Raw genomic sequence first — 17352 nt, forward strand, 5'->3', positions numbered from 1 at the left:
TCGCGTCGTCCACCACGCCGAGTACCGACGAGATCGGGGCACGGAGTCTCGTGCGGCCACCGGATCCGTCATCACCGCACCTCCTCGCCCCGTTCGAGCAGGCGGAGGAAGCCGGAAAGCCGCTCGAGGCCGATCAGCGAGGTGGGCAGCGAAGCGGCGAGCGCCGGAGAGTGCACCAGGTAGGCCGCCCATTTCGCTCGCGAGATCGCGACGTTGAGCCGGTTGGGCAGGAGGAGAAACTCCAGGCCGCGGGGCACGTCCGCCCCGGAGGACGCGGCGAGCGAGACGATCGCGACCACCGCCTCGCGACCCTGGAAGAGGTCGACGGTGCCGACCGGCGTCTCGTCGAGTCCTGCGGCGTCCAGGGCGGCACGGAGGAGCCCGCCCTGAGCGTTGTAGGGGGCGACGACGATCACATCGGCCGCGGTGAGACTCCGCTCGCCGTGCTCGTCGACCCAGGTGCGGCCGACGAGGGAGAGAGTGATCTCGACCACGCGCCGCGCCTCGTCCGGCGAGGAGGTGGTGTCGCCTGCGTGCTCCACCGGGACGGAGTGCAGGCCAGGCACCACTCCCTCGAGCAGGCGTTCCTCGGGAGCCCGCGACCGCAGGGCGCCCTCGTAGGAGAGCTCGGAGACGGCGGCGGCGAGCGCCGGGTGCATCCGGTGGGTCTGCGCGAGGAAGTAGCCGTACTCGGCCGGGAGGACGTCGTGCCCGTCGGCGAGCCAGCCGAGCGCCGACTCGTCCACTGGCTCGGGGTGCGCGCCCTGACTCACCTGCGGGAGTTGCTGCGGGTCGCCGAGCAGGAGCAGGCGCTGCGCGGAAACGGCGGACGCGATCGTCGGCGCGAGCGAGAACTGGCCGGCCTCGTCCGCGACGAGCAGGTCGAGCGAGCGGCGGGGGACGGTGACGGGGTTGGCGAAGGTCCAGGCGGTGCCACCGATGACGCAGCCGCTGCCCTCCTCGAGGACCGCGGTGAGCGCCGCCGCATTCTTCACCGGAGCCCAGAGGGCGGCCTCGAGCGCCTCGGCGGATGTGCCGGCCTTGGGCACCTTCGCGACCCGGGACGGATCGACTCCGCGGCCGACGACGGCGCCGAGCACGTTCTCGACCACCGAGTGCGACTGGCCGACCACGCCGATCCGCCAGCCGTACTCATTCACGAGGCGCGCGATGACGTGCGAACCGACGTAGGTCTTCCCTGTGCCGGGCGGACCCTGCACGGCGAGGGTCGCCCGTTCGAGCCCGAGCAGCGTGGTGACGACCGCGCCGATCACGTCGTCGCCCTGCACCGGAGCAACGGAGGCGGGCGGCACCCGGCGCAGGACGTCGAGCGCCGGGTCGGGCAGCATCGCGGGCAGAGCGTCGAGGACCTCGCCGCCCCACTCGGCGATCGCCTCGGGCTGAGGTGCGGCGCGAGGCGGCGGTGCCGGAGCGAGGGCGACGGGGGCATCGTCGTGCGGGTCCTCCCCCACCCTGAGGCCTTCCTTGAGGAGCAGGACGATCCGCTCCCCGTCGTCGTCGACCGCGAGGATCTCGGAGCGCTCGGATGCGCCGCGCAACCCCGGACCGGGCGAGGGAGCACCCGGCGGCGGCGGGGCCTCGTAGACGAGGTAGGGCGAGGAGCCGACGCCGAGCCGGCTGCCGGGAGCGAGGCGGCCAAGGATCCGCAGCTCCCGCGACTGCGTGCGCGCCCGCGGAGGTTTCGCCCAATCGCGGACGACCTCGACCCGGTCGATCATCACGACGTCGCGGGTCTCTGCCCACTCGTCGAGCGGCTGGCGGAGGCGGTCGAAGTGCTCCTGCCAGAAGGTCTTCGCCTCGCGGCGGTGGTAGTCGATCGCGGCACCGGCGAGGGCGAGGGCGCTCTGATCCGGTGTGCGCTCGCGCGGCTCCACGCCCTCGACCTGGGCGAGCAGGGCGACGGCGACCGGGTGCGGCTCGCGCGGCACAGGGATCTCGACCTCGAGCAGCGGCGGGAGCTCCTCGCGCGGCGGGGCAAGCGCCAGCAGCCAGTCGCGCAGCCGCAGAGTGGAGCGGCAGTCGTAGGCGTTGTACTCGGCAACGAGGTCGAGCCGGCGCTGCCCGTCGGCCGTCTCGACGGCCAGCGCAGCACGCGCCTGCACGTACATCTCGATGCTGTCGGCGGCGTTCGTCACGCCCGCCGCATCGCGTTCCTCCTCGCCCATATAGAGGGGCTCGAGCTTCTTCAGGGAGTAGCTGCGCGAACCCACCCGGAGCGCCCGCCGCACGACGGGGTAGAGGTCGACCAGGACGCCCTCGCGCAGGAGCGCGTCGACCTCCTCCTCGCCGACCCCGTGCCGGAGCGCGAGCGAGAGCAGGTGGCTGCGCTCGTAGGAGGCGTAGTGGTAGACGTGCATTCGCGGGTGCTCGGCGCGGCGGGCGCGCAGGAGCGCGAGGAAGTCCAGCAGCGCCCGCCGCTCGGCCGCGAGGTCGTGCGCCCAGAGCGCGGTGAACCGCTCCTGGTCGTCGACCATGCCGAAGAGATAGTCGAGGCCCCACTCGCGGTTGTCCTCGGAATACAGCGGGTCGCCCTCGAAGTCGAAGAAGAGGTCGCCCGGATCAGGCGCGGGTAACGCGGCGAGGACGGAGGCGTCGATCACCTCGACGGCCGGGACGGGCGATGCTTCGGAGCGCCGTTGCAGCCGCGCCTGGGCTCGCAGAGTCTCGAGCGTACCCGCGCCCAGCCCGGGGACGGAGCCGTCGTGTTCGGCGAGCGCGTCGAGGGTGCTCACTCCGGCCGCCGCGAGCTTCGCCCGCTGGTCGAGCCGCATCCCGGCGACAAGGATCGGATCGCGGTGGACCTGCACCTCGGGAGCGCAGACGGAGCAGCGCCCGCAGGAGGGGTAGCGCGGGTCACCCCACGCGAGCGGCCCGTCGTCGGCGAGGCGTTCGGCGAGCACGGCGCGGAGCCGGGCGCGCTGCACCCGCTGGACGGGGGCGACGACGGCGAGCTGGTGGGTGGTGACGGAGCCGTCGCCGAGCACGAGGTGGACCTGCTCCCCCACCCGGATGCCGCGCGCCTGCATCTGCTCGGCGTAGGCGGCGAGCTGCAGCAGCGCGGGGATCTTCGCGTGCCGGGCGAGCTTGGTGTCGTAGACCTCGTAGGCGCCCTCGGCGGTGCGCAGGAGGAAGTCGGAGAAGCCGAGGAACTCGCCGTCGAAGAAGGTGGCCTGGTAGAGCACATCGACTCCGGCCCGCATCGCCGCGACCGCGGCCTCGGCCGCCGCAGGGTAGTCGGCGGGCTCGGGGCGCGGGAATTCGAGGACCTCGTGCGAGCGCTTCAGCTCGGCGAGGAAGCGGTGCTCGTGCTCATCACCGAGAGCGGCGGTGCGCGCGAGCATCCCGTCCTTCTCGGCCTCCAGGCGCGGAGCGCGGCCCAGCAGGGCGTCGAACCGGCGGAGGACGGCCCACTCGCAGGCCGCCCAGTTCGCCAGGTCGGTGGGGCTCGTGACCACGCGGCCGGATTCCAGGTACACGCGACTCCCTCCGTGACCACCGGGCGGCGATCGCCTCCAGGCTAGGGCGACCCACCGACACCGGAACCGCCCGCGCGGGGCGCGTGGCAGGCTGGGCGGATGACCCGCGCGCGCTTCGAGATCATCCCGGCCGAGGACATCGGCGAGCGGGCGATGCGGGCGTTCCCGGATCCCTCCGCCGTGACGCTGACCGTGACGAGCCTGCCCAAGCACGGAACGGGGCGGACCGTGGACTGCGCGGTCGAGCTCGCCGGGCGGGGGTTCCGCGTGGTGCCGCACCTCGCGGCACGCAACGTCGAGGGCCGCGGCGCGTTGGAGCGGGTGCTCGGGCGGATGGGTGACGCGGGGATCGACGAGGCGTTCGTGATCTCGGGCGACGCGACCTCGGCGGCCGGCTCCTACTCCACGAGCCTCGAGCTCCTCCGCGACGCCCGCGAGATCGCGCCCGGGCTGGCCCTGGACATCGCGGGGTACCCCGAGGGCCACCCGCACCTCTCCGACGAGAGCATCGAGCGGCACCTGCGCGAGCGCACCCCCTTCATCCGCTCGATCGTCACGCAGATGTGCTTCGACGTGGACGCCGTGGTGCGCTACGCCGACCGCCTCCGCGCGCAGGGGATCACGGCGGATCTGTGGGCGGGCGTGCCGGGGCCGGTCGAGCGCTCGCGGCTGCTGACACTGGGCGCACGGATCGGGGTCGGCTCCTCGCTCGGATTCCTGCGACGGAGCACGTCGGTGGCCGGTGGACTCCTCCGCGGCCGCCGCTTCGATCCGTCCGCTTTCGTCGCGCGCCTGGAGTCCGCGGCCGGCGAGCGCCTCGCGGGCCTGCACGTCTACACCTTCAACGAGCTCGACTCCCTCGCCGCCTTCGCCTGATCGGCGCCGGTCTCTCCTCGCGAGACGCCGCCCGTCACGCCCACGCCCGGCCTCGCGCCATCAGCTCGCGCGACGGATCCAGATCGGCGGATGCGGGAGCTCGGCCTCGGAGCGGAGGCGGCCGGCCAGGGGTGCCCAGACCACGAGGGCCACGCCGATCCCGAGCAGCAGGCCGCCGACGGTGTCGCTCAGCCAGTGCGCGCCGAGGTAGGTGCGGCTCGCCATCATCGCCACCGTGGAGAGGAAGCCGGCGATCCAGACCCACAGCAGCGGGAAGACCAGGGCCAGCACCATCGCCGTGGTCGCGGCGTTCGCGGTGTGGCCGGAGGGGAACGAGCCGTAGTCGCTGGTGACGAGCATGTCGGCGGGGCGGGCGCGGCCCACCAGCTCCTTCACGAGCTGGGTGGCGCCGACGCTGACGAGTGCCGCGATCGCGTAGTAGAGCGCTGCCCACCGCCTCCGGAACACGAGCAGCACGGTGACGATGCCCAGCGGGATCAGCGTCGTGCCCACCAGGCCGGCGCCGACGGTGTTCATGACGAGGGCGGGGATGTCCCAGGCGGGCGAGCGGTGCTCGACGATCTCGTTCATCCACTCGACGTCGAAGCGGAAGGCGGACGTGGGGCGGAACGCGATCAGCACAGCCAGGAGCACCGTGAGCAGGAGGGCGAGCGAGGCCGAGATCAGCGGCCAGCGGCGGGAGACCCGGTGCGCGGCCTCCTTCGTGAGCAACCGCGCAACGACGTCGTCGGAGGGCACCTGCTCCCGCATCCGCTCGCGCTGGACGGCGTCGGGACGCGCTGTTGCGGGCTCGGTCGACACATGGTCGCGGCGGGAATCCATCCGGACATGATGCCGTCACCTCGCGTTCGCGCGTGGGGGGTTGCGGCGGACGGAGCGGCTTCGGCTCGTGGAACCGTGTCCGGCTCGTGAGAAGTAGCGGTTCCCGCGAGCCGGAACGGATTCTGCGAGCCGAAAGGTGCCGGGAGGCGGGGCAGCGCCCGGCGTCAGACGGGGTGGAGCGGGGTGGCGATCGGGTCGGCGAGCAGACGCTCGAAGGCGAGCTCGGCTGCGCCGAGCATCAGCAGATCGGCGCCGAGCTCGGTGCGGACGATGCGCACGGAGTCGAGCGCGACGCGGAACGGGCCGCCGCGGCCCAGCCGCTCCTCGAGGAACCCCGGCGCGACGCCGATCAGCGCGCCGAGGAAGCCGCCCAGCACCACGAGCTGGGGGTTGAACACATTGATCACATTGCGCAGGGCAACCGCGAGGTGACCGAGCTGGCGCTCGACTTCGGCCCGGACGGCCGGATCCTCCGAGGCGGCGAGCGCCTCCTCCAGCCGCTCGCCCTCGTCGAGGCCGAGCACGGTGAGCAGCTCGGCGCGCCCGACCTCGGTTTCGAGGCAGCCGACGGCGCCGCAGTGGCAGTCGATCCCCGCGCTGTTGACCAGGGTGTGGCCGATCTCGCCCGCGTAGCCGTCGATGCCGTGCAGCGGCGCGCCGCCGATGATGACGCCCGCGCCGACTCCGCTCGCGCCGCCGTTGAGGTAGACGAGGTGCGAGACGTCGCGACCGGCGCCCAGCACGCTCTCGGCGAGCGCGCCGAGGTTGGCGTCATTCGCCGAGAGGACGGGCAGGCCGGTGGCCTCGGCGAGCATGCGGGAGAAGGGCTCGTCGTCCCAGCCGAGGTGGGGACCGACCCGGACGAGACCGTCGGCGTCGCGCACGAGGCCCGGGACAGCGACGCCGATGCCGACCGTGCGGGTCTGGTCGGGGAGCTCCGCCAGCAGCTCGGCGACCGCCTCGGCCGCCAGGCGTGCAGCGGCCTCGGCGGTGGGCACGGAGGCGGAGCGGCGGATGCGGCGGCGCACGGTGGCGTCCACGCCGACCACGGCGACGGTCACAGCGTCGATCTCGGGGTTCACGGCGAGCGCGACGACTCCGGGATCGGCCTCGACGACGGGGCTCGGCCGGCCGACCTGGTTCGCCGTGGCGGGCTCGCGTTCGCGCACGATGCCCAGCTCGACCAGCTCGCTGACCAGGGCGGCGATGGTGGAGCGGTTCAGGCCGGTGAGGCGCGTCAGCTGAGAGCGGGAGCGGGGGCCGCCGCGATGCACGAGGCGGAGGATCGCCGAGAGATTGTGCCGCCGGACGCGGTCGAGGTTGTTGCCGCGCGTCGAGTGGTCGGGCATACCGCGGTCTCCTCTGCTTGCGGGGGTCAGCCTAGCCGCGGGGGCGGCGGCGGACGGACCGGCGGCGCACTCAGACCGCGACCCACCCCCACGTCCCGGCCGGCCCGTTCACCGTCACCTCACCTCGCGAGCGCGTCACCGTGAACACCGTCTCCTCCCCCGTGTCGTGCGCGACGACGCGCACCGGCGTCACTCCGTCCGGCCCCGGGAACACCCGCAGCCGCAGCCCGTCGAGGTAGTCGTACTCGGCCGTGTCTTCGCGCGCGCCCACCGGAATCACCGCGCCCTCACGCACATACAGCGGCAGTGAGTCGAAGCCGTGCATCTCCCGGCGCCACTCCCCCGTCGACGCGATCCTCTCGCCCGTCCACCAGCTGGTCCAGGTCCCGCGCGGCAGGTAGAACTCGACCGTGCCGTCCTCGGTGAACACCGGAGCGACGAGCAGGTCGTGGCCGAGGAGGTACTGGGTGTCGAGGTGGGCGGCATTGCGGTCGTCCTCGAACTCGAGCGCCATCGCCCGCATGATCGGGACGCCGGTGCGGGCCGCCTCCGCCCCCGCCGCGTAGAGGTAGGGCATCAGCGAGAGCTTCAGCCGAGTGAAGAGGCGGGTGATCTCCACCGCCTCCTCGTCGAACGCCCACGGCACGCGCACCGAGGACGAGCCGTGCAGCCTCGAGTGCGAGGAGAGCAGGCCGAACGCGAGCCAGCGCTTGAACACTCCGGGGTCGGGCGTGCCCTCGAAGCCACCGATGTCGTGCGCCCAGAAGCCGAACCCGCCGAGCGCGAGCGAGAGCCCGCCGCGCAGGGTCTCGGCCATCGACACGGCGGAGGAGGTGTTGTCCCCGCCCCAGTGCACCGGCAGCGACTGCCCGCCGACAGTGGCGCTGCGGGCGAAGAGCACGGCCCGGCCTTCGCCGAGCTCCTGCTCCAGCACCTCGTGCACCGCGCGGTTGTAGAGCTGGGTGTACCAGTTGTGCATGGCCTCGGGGTCGGTCCCGTCGGCCCAGGCGACTCCCTCGGACGGGATCCGCTCGCCGAAGTCGGTCTTGAAGGAGTCGACTCCCTGGCGCACGAGCACGCGCAGCTTCTCCTGGAGCCAGGCGGTCGCCTCCGGGTTCGTGAAGTCGATCAGGGCCATGCCGGCGACCCACAGGTCCCACTGCCAGACGTCGCCCGAAGCCGTGCGGAGCAGGTAGCCCTTCTCGCGACCCTCGGCGAACAGCGGCGACGCCTGGGCGATGTAGGGGTTGATCCAGACACAGGTGTGCAGACCGCGCGCGTGCAGGCGGGCGAGGACCCCCTCCGGGTCCGGGAAGGTGCGCGGGTCCCACTCGAGGTCGGTCCACTGGAACTCGCGCATCCAGAAGCAGTCGAAGTGGAACGCCGAGAGCGGTAACTCACGCTCCGCGAAGCCGTCGATAAAGGAGTTGACCGTCTCCTCGTCGTAGCTCGTCGTGAAGCTGGTCGTCAACCAGAGCCCATAGCTCCAGGCGGGCACGACGCGGGGGCGGCCCGCGAGGCCCGTGTAGCGGCGCAGCACATCCTTCTTCGTCGGGCCCTGAATCACCAGGTACTCCAGCGCCTCGCCGCCGACCGAGAACTGCACGCGCTCGACCGCCTCCGAGCCGATCTCGAACGAGACGAGGCCGGGATCGTTGACGAGCACGCCGTAGCCGCGGCTGGAGAGGTAGAACGGCACGTTTTTATAGGCCTGCTCGGAGGAGGTGCCGCCGTCGGCGTTCCAGACATCGACGCTCTGGCCGTTCTTCACGAAGGGGCCGAAGCGCTCGCCGAGCCCGTAGACCAGCTCGCCGACACCGAGGTCGAGCTGCTCGTGCAGGTAGGCGGCTCCGTCGGGTCCGGTCAGGTACCCCTGCGCCTTGTGCCCGGAGCCGGTGAGGCGCGTGCCGGTCGAGGTGTCCCAGAACTCCAACGACCACGGAGCGCCCTGCGCGATGCGGACCTCGAGGTCGCCGGTGCGCAGCACACCGCCCTCCTCGATGACCTCCGCCACTCCGACGTCACCCTCGACCAGCTCGAAGCCCGGCCGCGTCGCCGTGCCGCGCCAGTGCTCGATGCGCACCCGCGCGACTCCCTCGGCCGGTGAGGAGAGGGTGACGGTGAGTGCTGGCCGGTTGAGCACATCGCCGCGGCCCTGGATGACGCGGGTCGGGGCAATCACCTCGAGCGAGGAGCCGTCGGAGCGGATGTCGTATGCCTCCTGAGCGAACAGGGGCGTGAATCCGGCCCGCGTTTGCCAGAACCCGTCGGTGAACTTCATGGGGTGCCTTTCGATGGCGCGCCGACGGGATCCGAGCGAGGACCCCGCAGGCGGTGGAGGGAGAGAGGCTACTTCACCGCGCCGGCAGTGATGCCGCGGGTGAGGGTGCGCTGGAAGATCAGGAAGAAGATCAGCGTCGGGAGCAGGCCGAGGAGGGCGCTCGCGCTGGTCGTGGTGACGTCCATGATCTTGTCGCCCTGGAGGCTCGAGATCGCGATCGGCACGGTCTGCGTCGCGTCGCTGACCAGGAAGACCAGCGGGATGAGGAACTCGTTCCAGGTCCAGATGAAGAAGAAGATCATCAGGACGGAGAGAGTCGGCCGCGAGATCGGGACGATCACCCGGGTGAGCACCTGCCACTTCGAGGCGCCGTCGAGAGCGGCGGCCTCGAGGATCTCCTTCGGGAAGGTGCCGTAGACGCTCGAGAGCAGATAGGTGCCGAACGCCGACTGGATCACGGTGAAGATGACGATGACGGAGAGCTGGGTGTCGTAGATCCCGACCGCCTTGAACATGTAGTACAGCGGGTAGAGCAGGGCCTCCTGCGGGAGCATATTGGCCAGCAGGAACAGGACGATGATCCAGCTCCGACCGCGCACTCGGCCGATCCCGATCGCGTAGGCGTTGAGCACCGAGAGGGCGACGGCGAGGATCGCGACCGAGCCAGAGATCAGGATCGAGTTACCGAGCTTTTCGGGGAAGTCGACGCGGCTCCAGAAGGTCGAGAGGCCATCGAAGGAGAGACCGGTGGGGAAGGCGAGCGGGCCGTTCGCCGAATACTCCGCGGGGGTCTTGAACGAATTGAGCAGAATCAGCAGCACGGGGCTGATGATCACCAGTCCGATCACGACCGCGACCGCGAGGATCACCCAGTCGCCGACCGTCCGCTTGCTGGCTCCCTTCGCCGGCGTGGGCGGACGGGTGGACGCGAGGTCCGCGTCCCCCGTGCCGGCCTGAGTGAGGGGCAGGGTTTCGATGGCCGACATCAGCGGGCTCCTTCGCTGCGCTCGACGCGCTCCTGCGCGCGGATGAACAGCACGGCGAGGATCACGATGACGATCGTGAGCGCGGTCGCGATGGTGGCGCCGTAGCCCACCTGCTGCTTCTGGAAGAACTCGGTGTAGGAGTAGTAGGAGGGAACGATCGTGGAGTCGCCGGGCCCGCCGCGGGTCAGCGCATAGATCGGGCCGAACACCTTCAGTGCGGCAATGGTGCAGGTGAGGGTGACCACGAAGATTTCGGGGCGGATGATCGAGACCGTGATCCAGCGGAAGCGCTGGAACCAGTTCGCCCCGTCGAGCTCGGCGGCCTCGTAGAGCTCCGGATCCACCCGCTGCAGCGCCGCCATGAAGATCACGACCGGATAGCCCAGCTGCACCCAGATCATCACGACCATGATCGAGAGCATCGCCGTGTCGGGCTTGCCCAGCCAGTCGTGCGACAGGGAGCCGAGGCCGACCGCCTCGAGGATCGAGTTCAGCGCACCGCTGTCGGGTCGCAGGATCCAACCGATGACGATCGCGGCGATGACGGTCGGCAGAATCTGCGGGAGGTAGTAGGTGGCGCGGAGAAAGCTCGCCAGCCGCCCGCCGAACTTCTTGCCGACGAGGTCGAAAAGGATCGCGGCGAGCAGGAGGCCGAGGATCGTCGGCACGATCACCATCGCGATGATCATGTAGACCGAGTTCAGGAACGAGGTCCAGAACTGGTCATCGCCCATGAGCTCGACCCAGTTGTCGAGGCCGATGAAGGTCGGCGGCTTGATGCCGCGCCAGGACGTGAAGCTGATGTAGACGTTCCAGACCAGCGGGATCAGCACGATGAACGTGAAGAGCACGAACCCCGGGATCAGGTAGAGCCAGTAGCCGCCGGAGCGCTTCTCGCGGGGCGGCGTTGTGGCGCTCTCCGCGCGACGAGGTGCTGTCGTCGTCATAGGTACTCCTCATTCGGACGGATTCGTGGGTTGTCCTGCCGCGAGATGCCACTTACGACGGGGTACGACGGCGTGTCGCCCTCATAAGTGGCATCTCGCGGAGGGGAGGGGGCGGGGTGGCGTTACTTGATGTCGGCGACTCCGTCGTCGTAGGTGGACTGGAGGTCGGCGAGCATGGCGGACTGGTCGGAGGAGCCGTTGATCAGCTCCTGGGTCGCGGCGACGAGGTCGTCGTAGAAGGTCGCGGTCGGCCAGTCGGGGTAGAAGGAGAGCTGGTCGCCGGCGACGACCGTCTTCCACTGCGAGAGCAGCGCCTTGCTCTTCTCGTCCGTGATGGCGCTCTCGTCGACGACCAGCGGGATGCCTCCGTTGTTGCCGATGAGGTTCTGGATCTCGGGCCGCATCGTGATGTCGATCCACTTGTAGGCGAGATCCTTGTTCTTCGCCGTCTCCGGGATCACCCAGTGGTTGCCCGCCGAACCCATCGTGAACTCGGCGCCCGGGAAGAGGAAGGTGTCCCAGTCGAATCCGGTGATCTCGGTCGTGAAGCGGCCGAACCACCACGAGCCCGAGAAGAAGATCGGATACTGGCCCGAAATGAACGCCGTGCCCGCGTCCTCGGCCTTCAGCCCGGAGGCGTCGGCCGAGAAGTAGCCCTTATCGACGTAGGTCTTCAGCTGATCGGCGGCGTAGCTCCATGCCGCGTCCTCGAAGTCGACCTCTCCCGTGTAGGTCTGGTAGTCCGTGATCCAGGAGCGGTCGGCTTTCAGCAGCGCGAGCTGGTAGAAGAGCTGCTGCAACGGGTACTCGGCGCCGGCCTCGGCCAGCGGAGTGATCCCCTTCGCGACAAAGGCGTCCAGGACAGCCGTGAACTCCTCGTAGGTGGTGGGCACCTCGAGGCCGTTCGCGGCGAAGGCGTCCTTGTTGTAGTACACGAACGTGAATTCGCCGTAGTTGGGGATTCCATACCAGGAGCCGGACCCCATGATCCCGTTCTCGTCGTACTTCGCGGTGGTCTGCAGGGCGCCGGGGATGAGCGAGTCCCAGCCGTAGAACGAGACCGCCTCGTCGAGGTTGGTGAGAAGGCCCTGGCTCGAGAGGAGCCCGCTGGTCGCGTTGCCCTTGTTGTATTCGACGACGTCGGGCGCCGAGTTCGAGTTGAAGATCTGGCTGGCTCCGGTGCGCAGCTGCTCGAAGGCCTTGAATTCGTAGGCGATCTCGGCGCCCGTCTCCTGCGTGAAGATGTCGCGGGCGGCGAGCCAGGCGATGCCGCGGTCGCTGTCGGGCGTCTCGAAGTCCCAGAGGGTGAGGGTGCGGCCGGCGCCGTCGACCGTGGTCGACAGTGCCTCGGAGCCGGCGTCGGAGCCGCCTCCGGAGCAGGCGGTCAGCGCGAACATCGCGCTGAGGCCGACTCCGCCGGCGAGCAGGTTGCGCCGGGTGAGACCGGCGGTCGGGCGGTGGAAGGCGGAGCGGGATCGGAGCGTCATTGCGGTGGTTCTCCTTCGAACGGTGCGGTGGTGCTGCGGGGGGTGGAGCAGGGAGGGCTCTCTCGCGCGAATGGTCGAAGCGTTTCGACAGTGCGGACAGTGCGGACAGTGCGGACAGTGCGGCCAGTGGTAGTCGGTGCAGAAGGGAGGAGGAGGACTAGAGGGCGGCCGGCACGCGAGCGCCGGACGGGACCGCCGACACCGCGGCGCCGGTCGGAGCGACCGCGAGGGACCCGCGGTCGACGTAGGAGGGCGGAAGCAGCTCGACTCCGACGGTGCGGCCGGAGTCGATCTGCTCGAGGGTCCGCGCGACGGCCGCTCGGCACATCGCGTCGAACGGGAGGGGAAGGCTACTGGTGGGCACGGGAAGGTCGCCCCCGTCATAGCTGGCGCACGCGGCCAGAATCGACAGTTCGCCGGGCACCGAGAGGCCCCGCTCGAGGACCCGCTCGATCGCCGCCTCCGCCACGGGCTCGTTGCAGTGCAGCACGAGGGCGGTGGGCGAGACGGGGGCGGCCAGGATCGCGTCGATCGCGGCCGACGCACTCGGGCGGCCGAGGTGCGGGCGCTCGACGGCGATCTCGACTCCCAGCGCCGCAGCCTCGGCGCGGAATGCCTCGTCGAAGCGGCGGACGAAGCCGGCGTTGCGATCGGTGTACGACTGCGGGTGCTCGAGCAGCCCGAGCGAGCGATGACCCAGATCGGCGAGTCGACGCACGCTCTGGCGGGCGGCCTCGGCGAAGTCGAGGTCGACGCAGGCCAGATCGTGGGAGTCGGCAGGCACTCCGATGAAGGTGGCGGGCACGCCCGCCGCGCGGATCAACTCGGCGCGGTCATCGTCGTCGTCGACACCCATCAGGACGATGCCATCCACGAGCGAGGACGAGGAGACGCGGCCGATGCCGCTGGAAGCCTCGTCGGTGACGAGCAGCAGCACGTCGTAGTCCGACTCCCTGGCCCGCTCGAGCACCTCGGTGACGAAGCGCATGTGGGTTGGCAGGTGCAACTCGCCGCGCATCGGAGCGGAGAGGGCGAGGATGTGGGTCCGCGCGCCGGCGAGCATTCGGGCCCCGGCGTGCGGCCGGTAGCCGAGCTGGCGCACCGCGTCGTCCACGCGCTGCCGAGTGGAGGCGGCGATCGATCTCTTGCCGGAGAGGGCGTAGGAGACGGTGCTGATCGAGACTCCGGCAGCGCGGGCCACGTCGTGAATGGTCGCCATGATTCCTCCTGCCGGACGTCGTCGTCGGTCGCGGCCGAGCTTCGAAGCGCTTCGACCGGTGGTGCTCGAGCGACTGTACGCACAGTCGAAGCGCTTGCACAAGCGCTCGGCGGACGGGTCGGGCGTTGCCGGAGGCGTTGCGCCCCTCCGCTCGCACGGGATATGTTGGAGCCAACAACAATTCGGCGACGTCGCCGGAAAGGATTCGGATCTCATGTCCCTGACCCCCACCCGCGCTGACAAGTTCTCGTTCGGCCTCTGGACCATCGGCTACAACGGGACGGACCCGTTCGGCGGCCCGACCCGCGAGCCGCTGGACGTCGTGCACGCGGTCGAGAAGCTCGACGAGCTCGGCGCCTACGGCCTCACCTTCCACGACGACGACCTGTTCGCCTTCGGCTCCACCGACGCCGAGCGCCAGACCCAGATCGACCGCCTCAAGGGTGCACTGGAGTCGACCGGCCTCGTTGTGCCGATGGTCACCACCAACCTCTTCAGCGCCCCGGTCTTCAAGGACGGCGGCTTCACGTCGAATGACCGCGACGTGCGCCGCTTTGCGCTGCGCAAGGTCCTCCGCAACATCGACCTCGCCGCCGAGCTGGGCGCGAAGACCTTCGTGATGTGGGGTGGCCGCGAGGGCGCCGAATACGACTCTGCGAAGGACATCCGCGCGGCGCTCGAGCGCTACCGCGAGGCCGTCAACCTGCTCGGCGACTACGTCACCGACAAGGGCTACGACATCCGCTTCGCCATCGAGCCCAAGCCGAACGAGCCCCGCGGCGACATCCTGCTGCCGACGCTGGGCCACGCGATCGCCTTCATCGACTCCCTCGAGCGCCCCGAGCTGGTCGGCGTGAACCCTGAGGTCGGTCACGAGCAGATGGCGGGCCTGAACTTCGCGGCCGGCATCGCCCAGGCGCTGTACCACGGCAAGCTCTTCCACATCGACCTCAACGGCCAGCGCGGCATCAAGTACGACCAGGACCTCGTCTTCGGTCACGGCGACCTGCACAACGCGTTCGCACTCGTCGACCTGCTCGAAAACGGCGGCCCCGGCGGCGTCCCCAGCTACGACGGCCCGCGCCACTTCGACTACAAGCCCTCGCGCACCGAGGACGAGACCGGCGTCTGGGACTCGGCCGCCGCGAACATGCACACCTACCTGCTGCTCAAGGAGCGCGCCGCGGCCTTCCGCGCCGACCCCGAGGTGCAGGAGGCACTGGCCGCCGCGAAGGTCGCCGAGCTGTCCACCCCGACGCTGAACGAGGGCGAGTCGTACGACGACCTGCTCGCGGACACCGCCTCGTACGAGTCGTTCGACGCCGACGCCTACCTCGGCGGCAAGGGCTTCGGCTTCGTGCGCCTGCAGCAGCTGGCCACCGAGCACCTGCTCGGCGCCCGCAGCTGACCAGCATCCCCTGATCCCGCGGTCCACCGCGGGACCCCCTGAGACGGACGAGATCCCCTGCCCCGGCACGGGATCTCGTCCGTTCTCCTGCATCCGGAACCGGCCACCCACGCGCCCGAACCCCCCAACGAAAGAGGACAGTGATGACGCTCGTCGCAGGCATCGACTCGTCGACCCAGAGCTGCAAGGTGGTCGTGCGCGACCTCGACACCGGCGCCGTCGTGCGCACCGGCCGGGCGAGCCACCCCGACGGAACCGAGGTCGATCCGGCCGCGTGGTGGGAAGCGCTGCATCTCGCCCTCGCCGACGCCGGCGGACTCGACGACGTCGCCGCGATCTCGGTCGGCGGGCAGCAGCACGGCATGGTCGTCCTCGACGAGAACGGCGCCGTGATCCGCCCCGCCCTGCTCTGGAACGACACCCGCAGCGCCCCCGCCGCCGCCGCGCTGATCGAGGAGCTCGGTGCCCAGGCCTGGGCGGAGCGCACCGGATCGGTGCCGGTCGCCTCCTTCACCGCCACCAAGCTCCGCTGGCTGCGCGACGCCGAGCCCGAGAACGCCGCTCGCGTCGCTGCTGTCGCACTCCCCCACGACTGGCTGACCTGGCGCTTGCTCGGCTACGGCCCCGACTCCGCCCGCGGACCGCAGCTCGACGCACTGACCACCGACCGCTCCGACGCCTCCGGCACCTCCTACTGGGGAGCCGACGGCTACGACCTCGACCTGCTCGAGCGCGCCCTCGGCCACCGCCCGTTCCTCCCCCGCGTGCTCGGCCCCTCGGAGGAGGCGGGCCGCACCGAGAGCGGCCTCGTCGTCGGCCCCGGCGCGGGCGACAACGCAGGAGCCGCGCTCGGCCTCGGCGCCGGACCCGGCGACGTGGTCGTCAGCATCGGCACGAGCGGCACCGTCTTCGCGGTGACCGACGACCCGGTGCGCGACCCCTCCGGGACCGTGGCCGGCTTCGCCGACGCGAGCGGACGCTTCCTGCCGCTGGTCGCGACGCTCAACGCCGCGCGCGTGCTCGCCTCGACCGCGACCCTGCTCGGCAGCGACTTCGACGAGTTCGCCGCGTTGGCGCTCGAGGCGGAGCCGGGCGCGGGCGGTCTCGTGCTCGTCCCGTACTTCGAGGGCGAGCGCACTCCGAACCTGCCGGACGCGACCGCGAGCCTGCACGGGATGACCATCGCCTCGACCACACGGCCGAACCTGGCCCGCGCGGCGATCGAGGGCATGCTCTGCGGTCTGGCCGACGGCCTCGACGCGGTGCGCGCGCAGGGAGTGGAGGCGCGCCGCATCCTCCTGATCGGCGGGGCCGCACAGAACCGCGCCGTGCAACTTGCGGCCTCCCAGGTGTTCGACGTGCCCGTGCAGGTGCCGACGCCCGGCGAGTACGTGGCCGACGGCGCCGCCGTGCAGGCTGCGTGGGCGCTGACCGGCTCGCGCCCGGCCTGGGCGGTCACCTCGGTGGCAGAGCCCGCTCCGGATCACCGCCCGGTGATCCGCGAGCAGTACGCGGCTGCCCGCGCCTGAGGCTCGGCCCCGGTCCTCATCCAGGGCCGGGGCCGCGCCGCAAGCCCCCGTGAACGGGGAGCAGAATCGCGCTACTCTCATTACTCAGCCAGCTGACTAATGGAGGAGCGACATGACCGCCACCCGAAGCACCGACCGCATCCGGCACTCCGTCGTCGCCGCGAGCGCGGTGCTCGCCCTCCTCGGCTCGTTCATCGGATCCGGCGCGGCCGGCGGCACGCAGATCCAGGACGCGGCCGGTGGAGCGCTGACCGCCTCCTCCACTCCTGTCGCTCCCGACGGCCCGGCATTCGCGATCTGGAGCGTCATCTACACCGGCCTGATCGCCTACGCGATCTGGCAATTCCTTCCCTCGCAGACCGCCCGCACCCGCCACCGTCGCCTCGGCTACTGGGCCGCGGCGAGCCTGCTCCTCAACGCGGCGTGGATCCTGGTCGTGCAGGCCGGGTTCCTGACGCTCAGCGTCCTCGTGATCGCCCTGCTGCTCGCGGTCCTCGCCCGCATCTTCGTGATCCTGCGCACCACCCGCTCCGCCGGAGGAGTCGACGCGATCGTGACCGACGGGACTTTCGGCCTCTACCTCGGCTGGGTGTGCGTGGCCACGGCGGCGAACGTGGCGGCCGGGCTGGTCGGCGCGGGGGTCGGCAGCGCCGACGGGCCGGGAGCCGCAGTCTGGGCGGTCGTCGTACTGGCCGTCGCCGCACTGGTCGGGCTGCTCCTCGCCGTCACCGGCCGCGGTCGCCTCGCTCCGATGCTCTCGCTGGTCTGGGGGCTCTCGTGGGTAGCCGTCGGCCGTTTCGCCGGCGAGCTCGTCTCGATCCCCGCCGGGATCGCCGCGCTGGTCGCCGCCGTGGTCGTCCTGGCGGCCACTGTCCTCATCCGCGTCGCGGCGGACCGACGGGCCAGCGCCTGACGCCTGCATAACGAAGG

Annotated in this window: 12 protein-coding genes; 4 read left to right on the forward strand and 8 right to left on the reverse strand. The window is 70.9% G+C overall.

Annotated features, from left to right (window positions below):
- Positions 1-71: 71 nt before the first annotated feature.
- Positions 72-3497, reverse strand: coding sequence for a TM0106 family RecB-like putative nuclease (locus A6122_RS11370; protein ID WP_068254990.1), 3426 nt, complete (start codon positions 3495-3497; stop codon positions 72-74).
- 99 nt (positions 3498-3596) lie between these two features.
- On the opposite strand from A6122_RS11370, the gene A6122_RS11375 reads away from it, so the two are divergent.
- Positions 3597-4373 (forward strand): methylenetetrahydrofolate reductase, encoded by a 777-nt coding sequence (locus tag A6122_RS11375; protein ID WP_068254993.1) that lies wholly within the window; start codon positions 3597-3599, stop codon positions 4371-4373.
- A 60-nt stretch (positions 4374-4433) separates the two neighbouring features.
- Here the strand turns inward: A6122_RS11375 and A6122_RS11380 are convergent, their stop codons facing one another.
- From A6122_RS11380 to A6122_RS11410, 7 genes are all read right to left on the reverse strand, one after another.
- Complete coding sequence (locus A6122_RS11380) at positions 4434-5216, reverse strand: phosphatase PAP2 family protein (RefSeq protein ID WP_237358177.1); 783 nt, start codon at positions 5214-5216, stop codon at positions 4434-4436.
- A 164-nt stretch (positions 5217-5380) separates the two neighbouring features.
- On the reverse strand, positions 5381-6565 hold the full coding sequence (locus A6122_RS11385; protein ID WP_068254996.1) for an ROK family transcriptional regulator: 1185 nt from the start codon (positions 6563-6565) through the stop codon (positions 5381-5383).
- Between the two features lie 70 nt (positions 6566-6635).
- Positions 6636-8846 carry an alpha-xylosidase gene (gene yicI / locus A6122_RS11390; RefSeq protein ID WP_068254999.1) on the reverse strand — a complete coding sequence of 737 codons (2211 nt, stop codon included), beginning with the start codon at positions 8844-8846 and terminating at the stop codon, positions 6636-6638.
- A 68-nt stretch (positions 8847-8914) separates the two neighbouring features.
- Positions 8915-9832: a carbohydrate ABC transporter permease gene (locus tag A6122_RS11395; protein WP_084416008.1), complete on the reverse strand. Its 918-nt coding sequence runs from the start codon at positions 9830-9832 to the stop codon at positions 8915-8917.
- On the reverse strand, positions 9832-10779 hold the full coding sequence (locus A6122_RS11400) for a carbohydrate ABC transporter permease (RefSeq protein WP_068255002.1): 948 nt from the start codon (positions 10777-10779) through the stop codon (positions 9832-9834). Before A6122_RS11400 ends, A6122_RS11395 begins: the two co-directional genes overlap by 1 nt.
- A gap of 122 nt (positions 10780-10901) precedes the next feature.
- Positions 10902-12266, reverse strand: a complete 1365-nt coding sequence (locus A6122_RS11405; protein ID WP_068255005.1) for an ABC transporter substrate-binding protein — start codon at positions 12264-12266, stop codon at positions 10902-10904.
- 157 nt (positions 12267-12423) lie between these two features.
- A complete protein-coding gene (locus A6122_RS11410; RefSeq protein WP_068255008.1) occupies positions 12424-13485 on the reverse strand; it encodes a LacI family DNA-binding transcriptional regulator in 1062 nt (353 codons plus the stop codon).
- A gap of 214 nt (positions 13486-13699) precedes the next feature.
- Here A6122_RS11410 and xylA point away from each other — a divergent pair, with 214 nt between their 5' ends.
- From xylA to A6122_RS11425, 3 genes are all read left to right on the forward strand, one after another.
- Positions 13700-14893, forward strand: a complete 1194-nt coding sequence (xylA, locus tag A6122_RS11415; protein WP_068255010.1) for a xylose isomerase — start codon at positions 13700-13702, stop codon at positions 14891-14893.
- Between the two features lie 143 nt (positions 14894-15036).
- On the forward strand, positions 15037-16422 hold the full coding sequence (xylB, locus tag A6122_RS11420; protein ID WP_068255016.1) for a xylulokinase: 1386 nt from the start codon (positions 15037-15039) through the stop codon (positions 16420-16422).
- 112 nt (positions 16423-16534) lie between these two features.
- Positions 16535-17335 carry a tryptophan-rich sensory protein gene (locus A6122_RS11425; RefSeq protein WP_068255018.1) on the forward strand — a complete coding sequence of 267 codons (801 nt, stop codon included), beginning with the start codon at positions 16535-16537 and terminating at the stop codon, positions 17333-17335.
- Positions 17336-17352: the final 17 nt, after the last annotated feature.

Origin of the sequence: Rathayibacter tritici (assembly GCF_001641005.1) — a bacterium.
Classification (GTDB): Bacteria; Actinomycetota; Actinomycetes; order Actinomycetales; family Microbacteriaceae; genus Rathayibacter; species Rathayibacter tritici.

What these genes read in the sequence shown, in the direction of transcription:
- A6122_RS11410 (WP_068255008.1), bottom strand. Translation starts at nt 13,485, where the DNA reads ATGGCGACCATTCACGACGTGGCCCGCGCTGCCGGAGTCTCGATCAGC.
- yicI (WP_068254999.1), bottom strand. Translation starts at nt 8,846, where the DNA reads ATGAAGTTCACCGACGGGTTCTGGCAAACGCGGGCCGGATTCACGCCC.
- xylB (WP_068255016.1), top strand. Translation starts at nt 15,037, where the DNA reads ATGACGCTCGTCGCAGGCATCGACTCGTCGACCCAGAGCTGCAAGGTG.
- A6122_RS11375 (WP_068254993.1), top strand. Translation starts at nt 3,597, where the DNA reads ATGACCCGCGCGCGCTTCGAGATCATCCCGGCCGAGGACATCGGCGAG.
- A6122_RS11395 (WP_084416008.1), bottom strand. Translation starts at nt 9,832, where the DNA reads ATGTCGGCCATCGAAACCCTGCCCCTCACTCAGGCCGGCACGGGGGAC.
- xylA (WP_068255010.1), top strand. Translation starts at nt 13,700, where the DNA reads ATGTCCCTGACCCCCACCCGCGCTGACAAGTTCTCGTTCGGCCTCTGG.
- A6122_RS11380 (WP_237358177.1), bottom strand. Translation starts at nt 5,216, where the DNA reads ATGGATTCCCGCCGCGACCATGTGTCGACCGAGCCCGCAACAGCGCGT.
- A6122_RS11425 (WP_068255018.1), top strand. Translation starts at nt 16,535, where the DNA reads ATGACCGCCACCCGAAGCACCGACCGCATCCGGCACTCCGTCGTCGCC.
- A6122_RS11405 (WP_068255005.1), bottom strand. Translation starts at nt 12,266, where the DNA reads ATGACGCTCCGATCCCGCTCCGCCTTCCACCGCCCGACCGCCGGTCTC.
- A6122_RS11385 (WP_068254996.1), bottom strand. Translation starts at nt 6,565, where the DNA reads ATGCCCGACCACTCGACGCGCGGCAACAACCTCGACCGCGTCCGGCGG.
- A6122_RS11400 (WP_068255002.1), bottom strand. Translation starts at nt 10,779, where the DNA reads ATGACGACGACAGCACCTCGTCGCGCGGAGAGCGCCACAACGCCGCCC.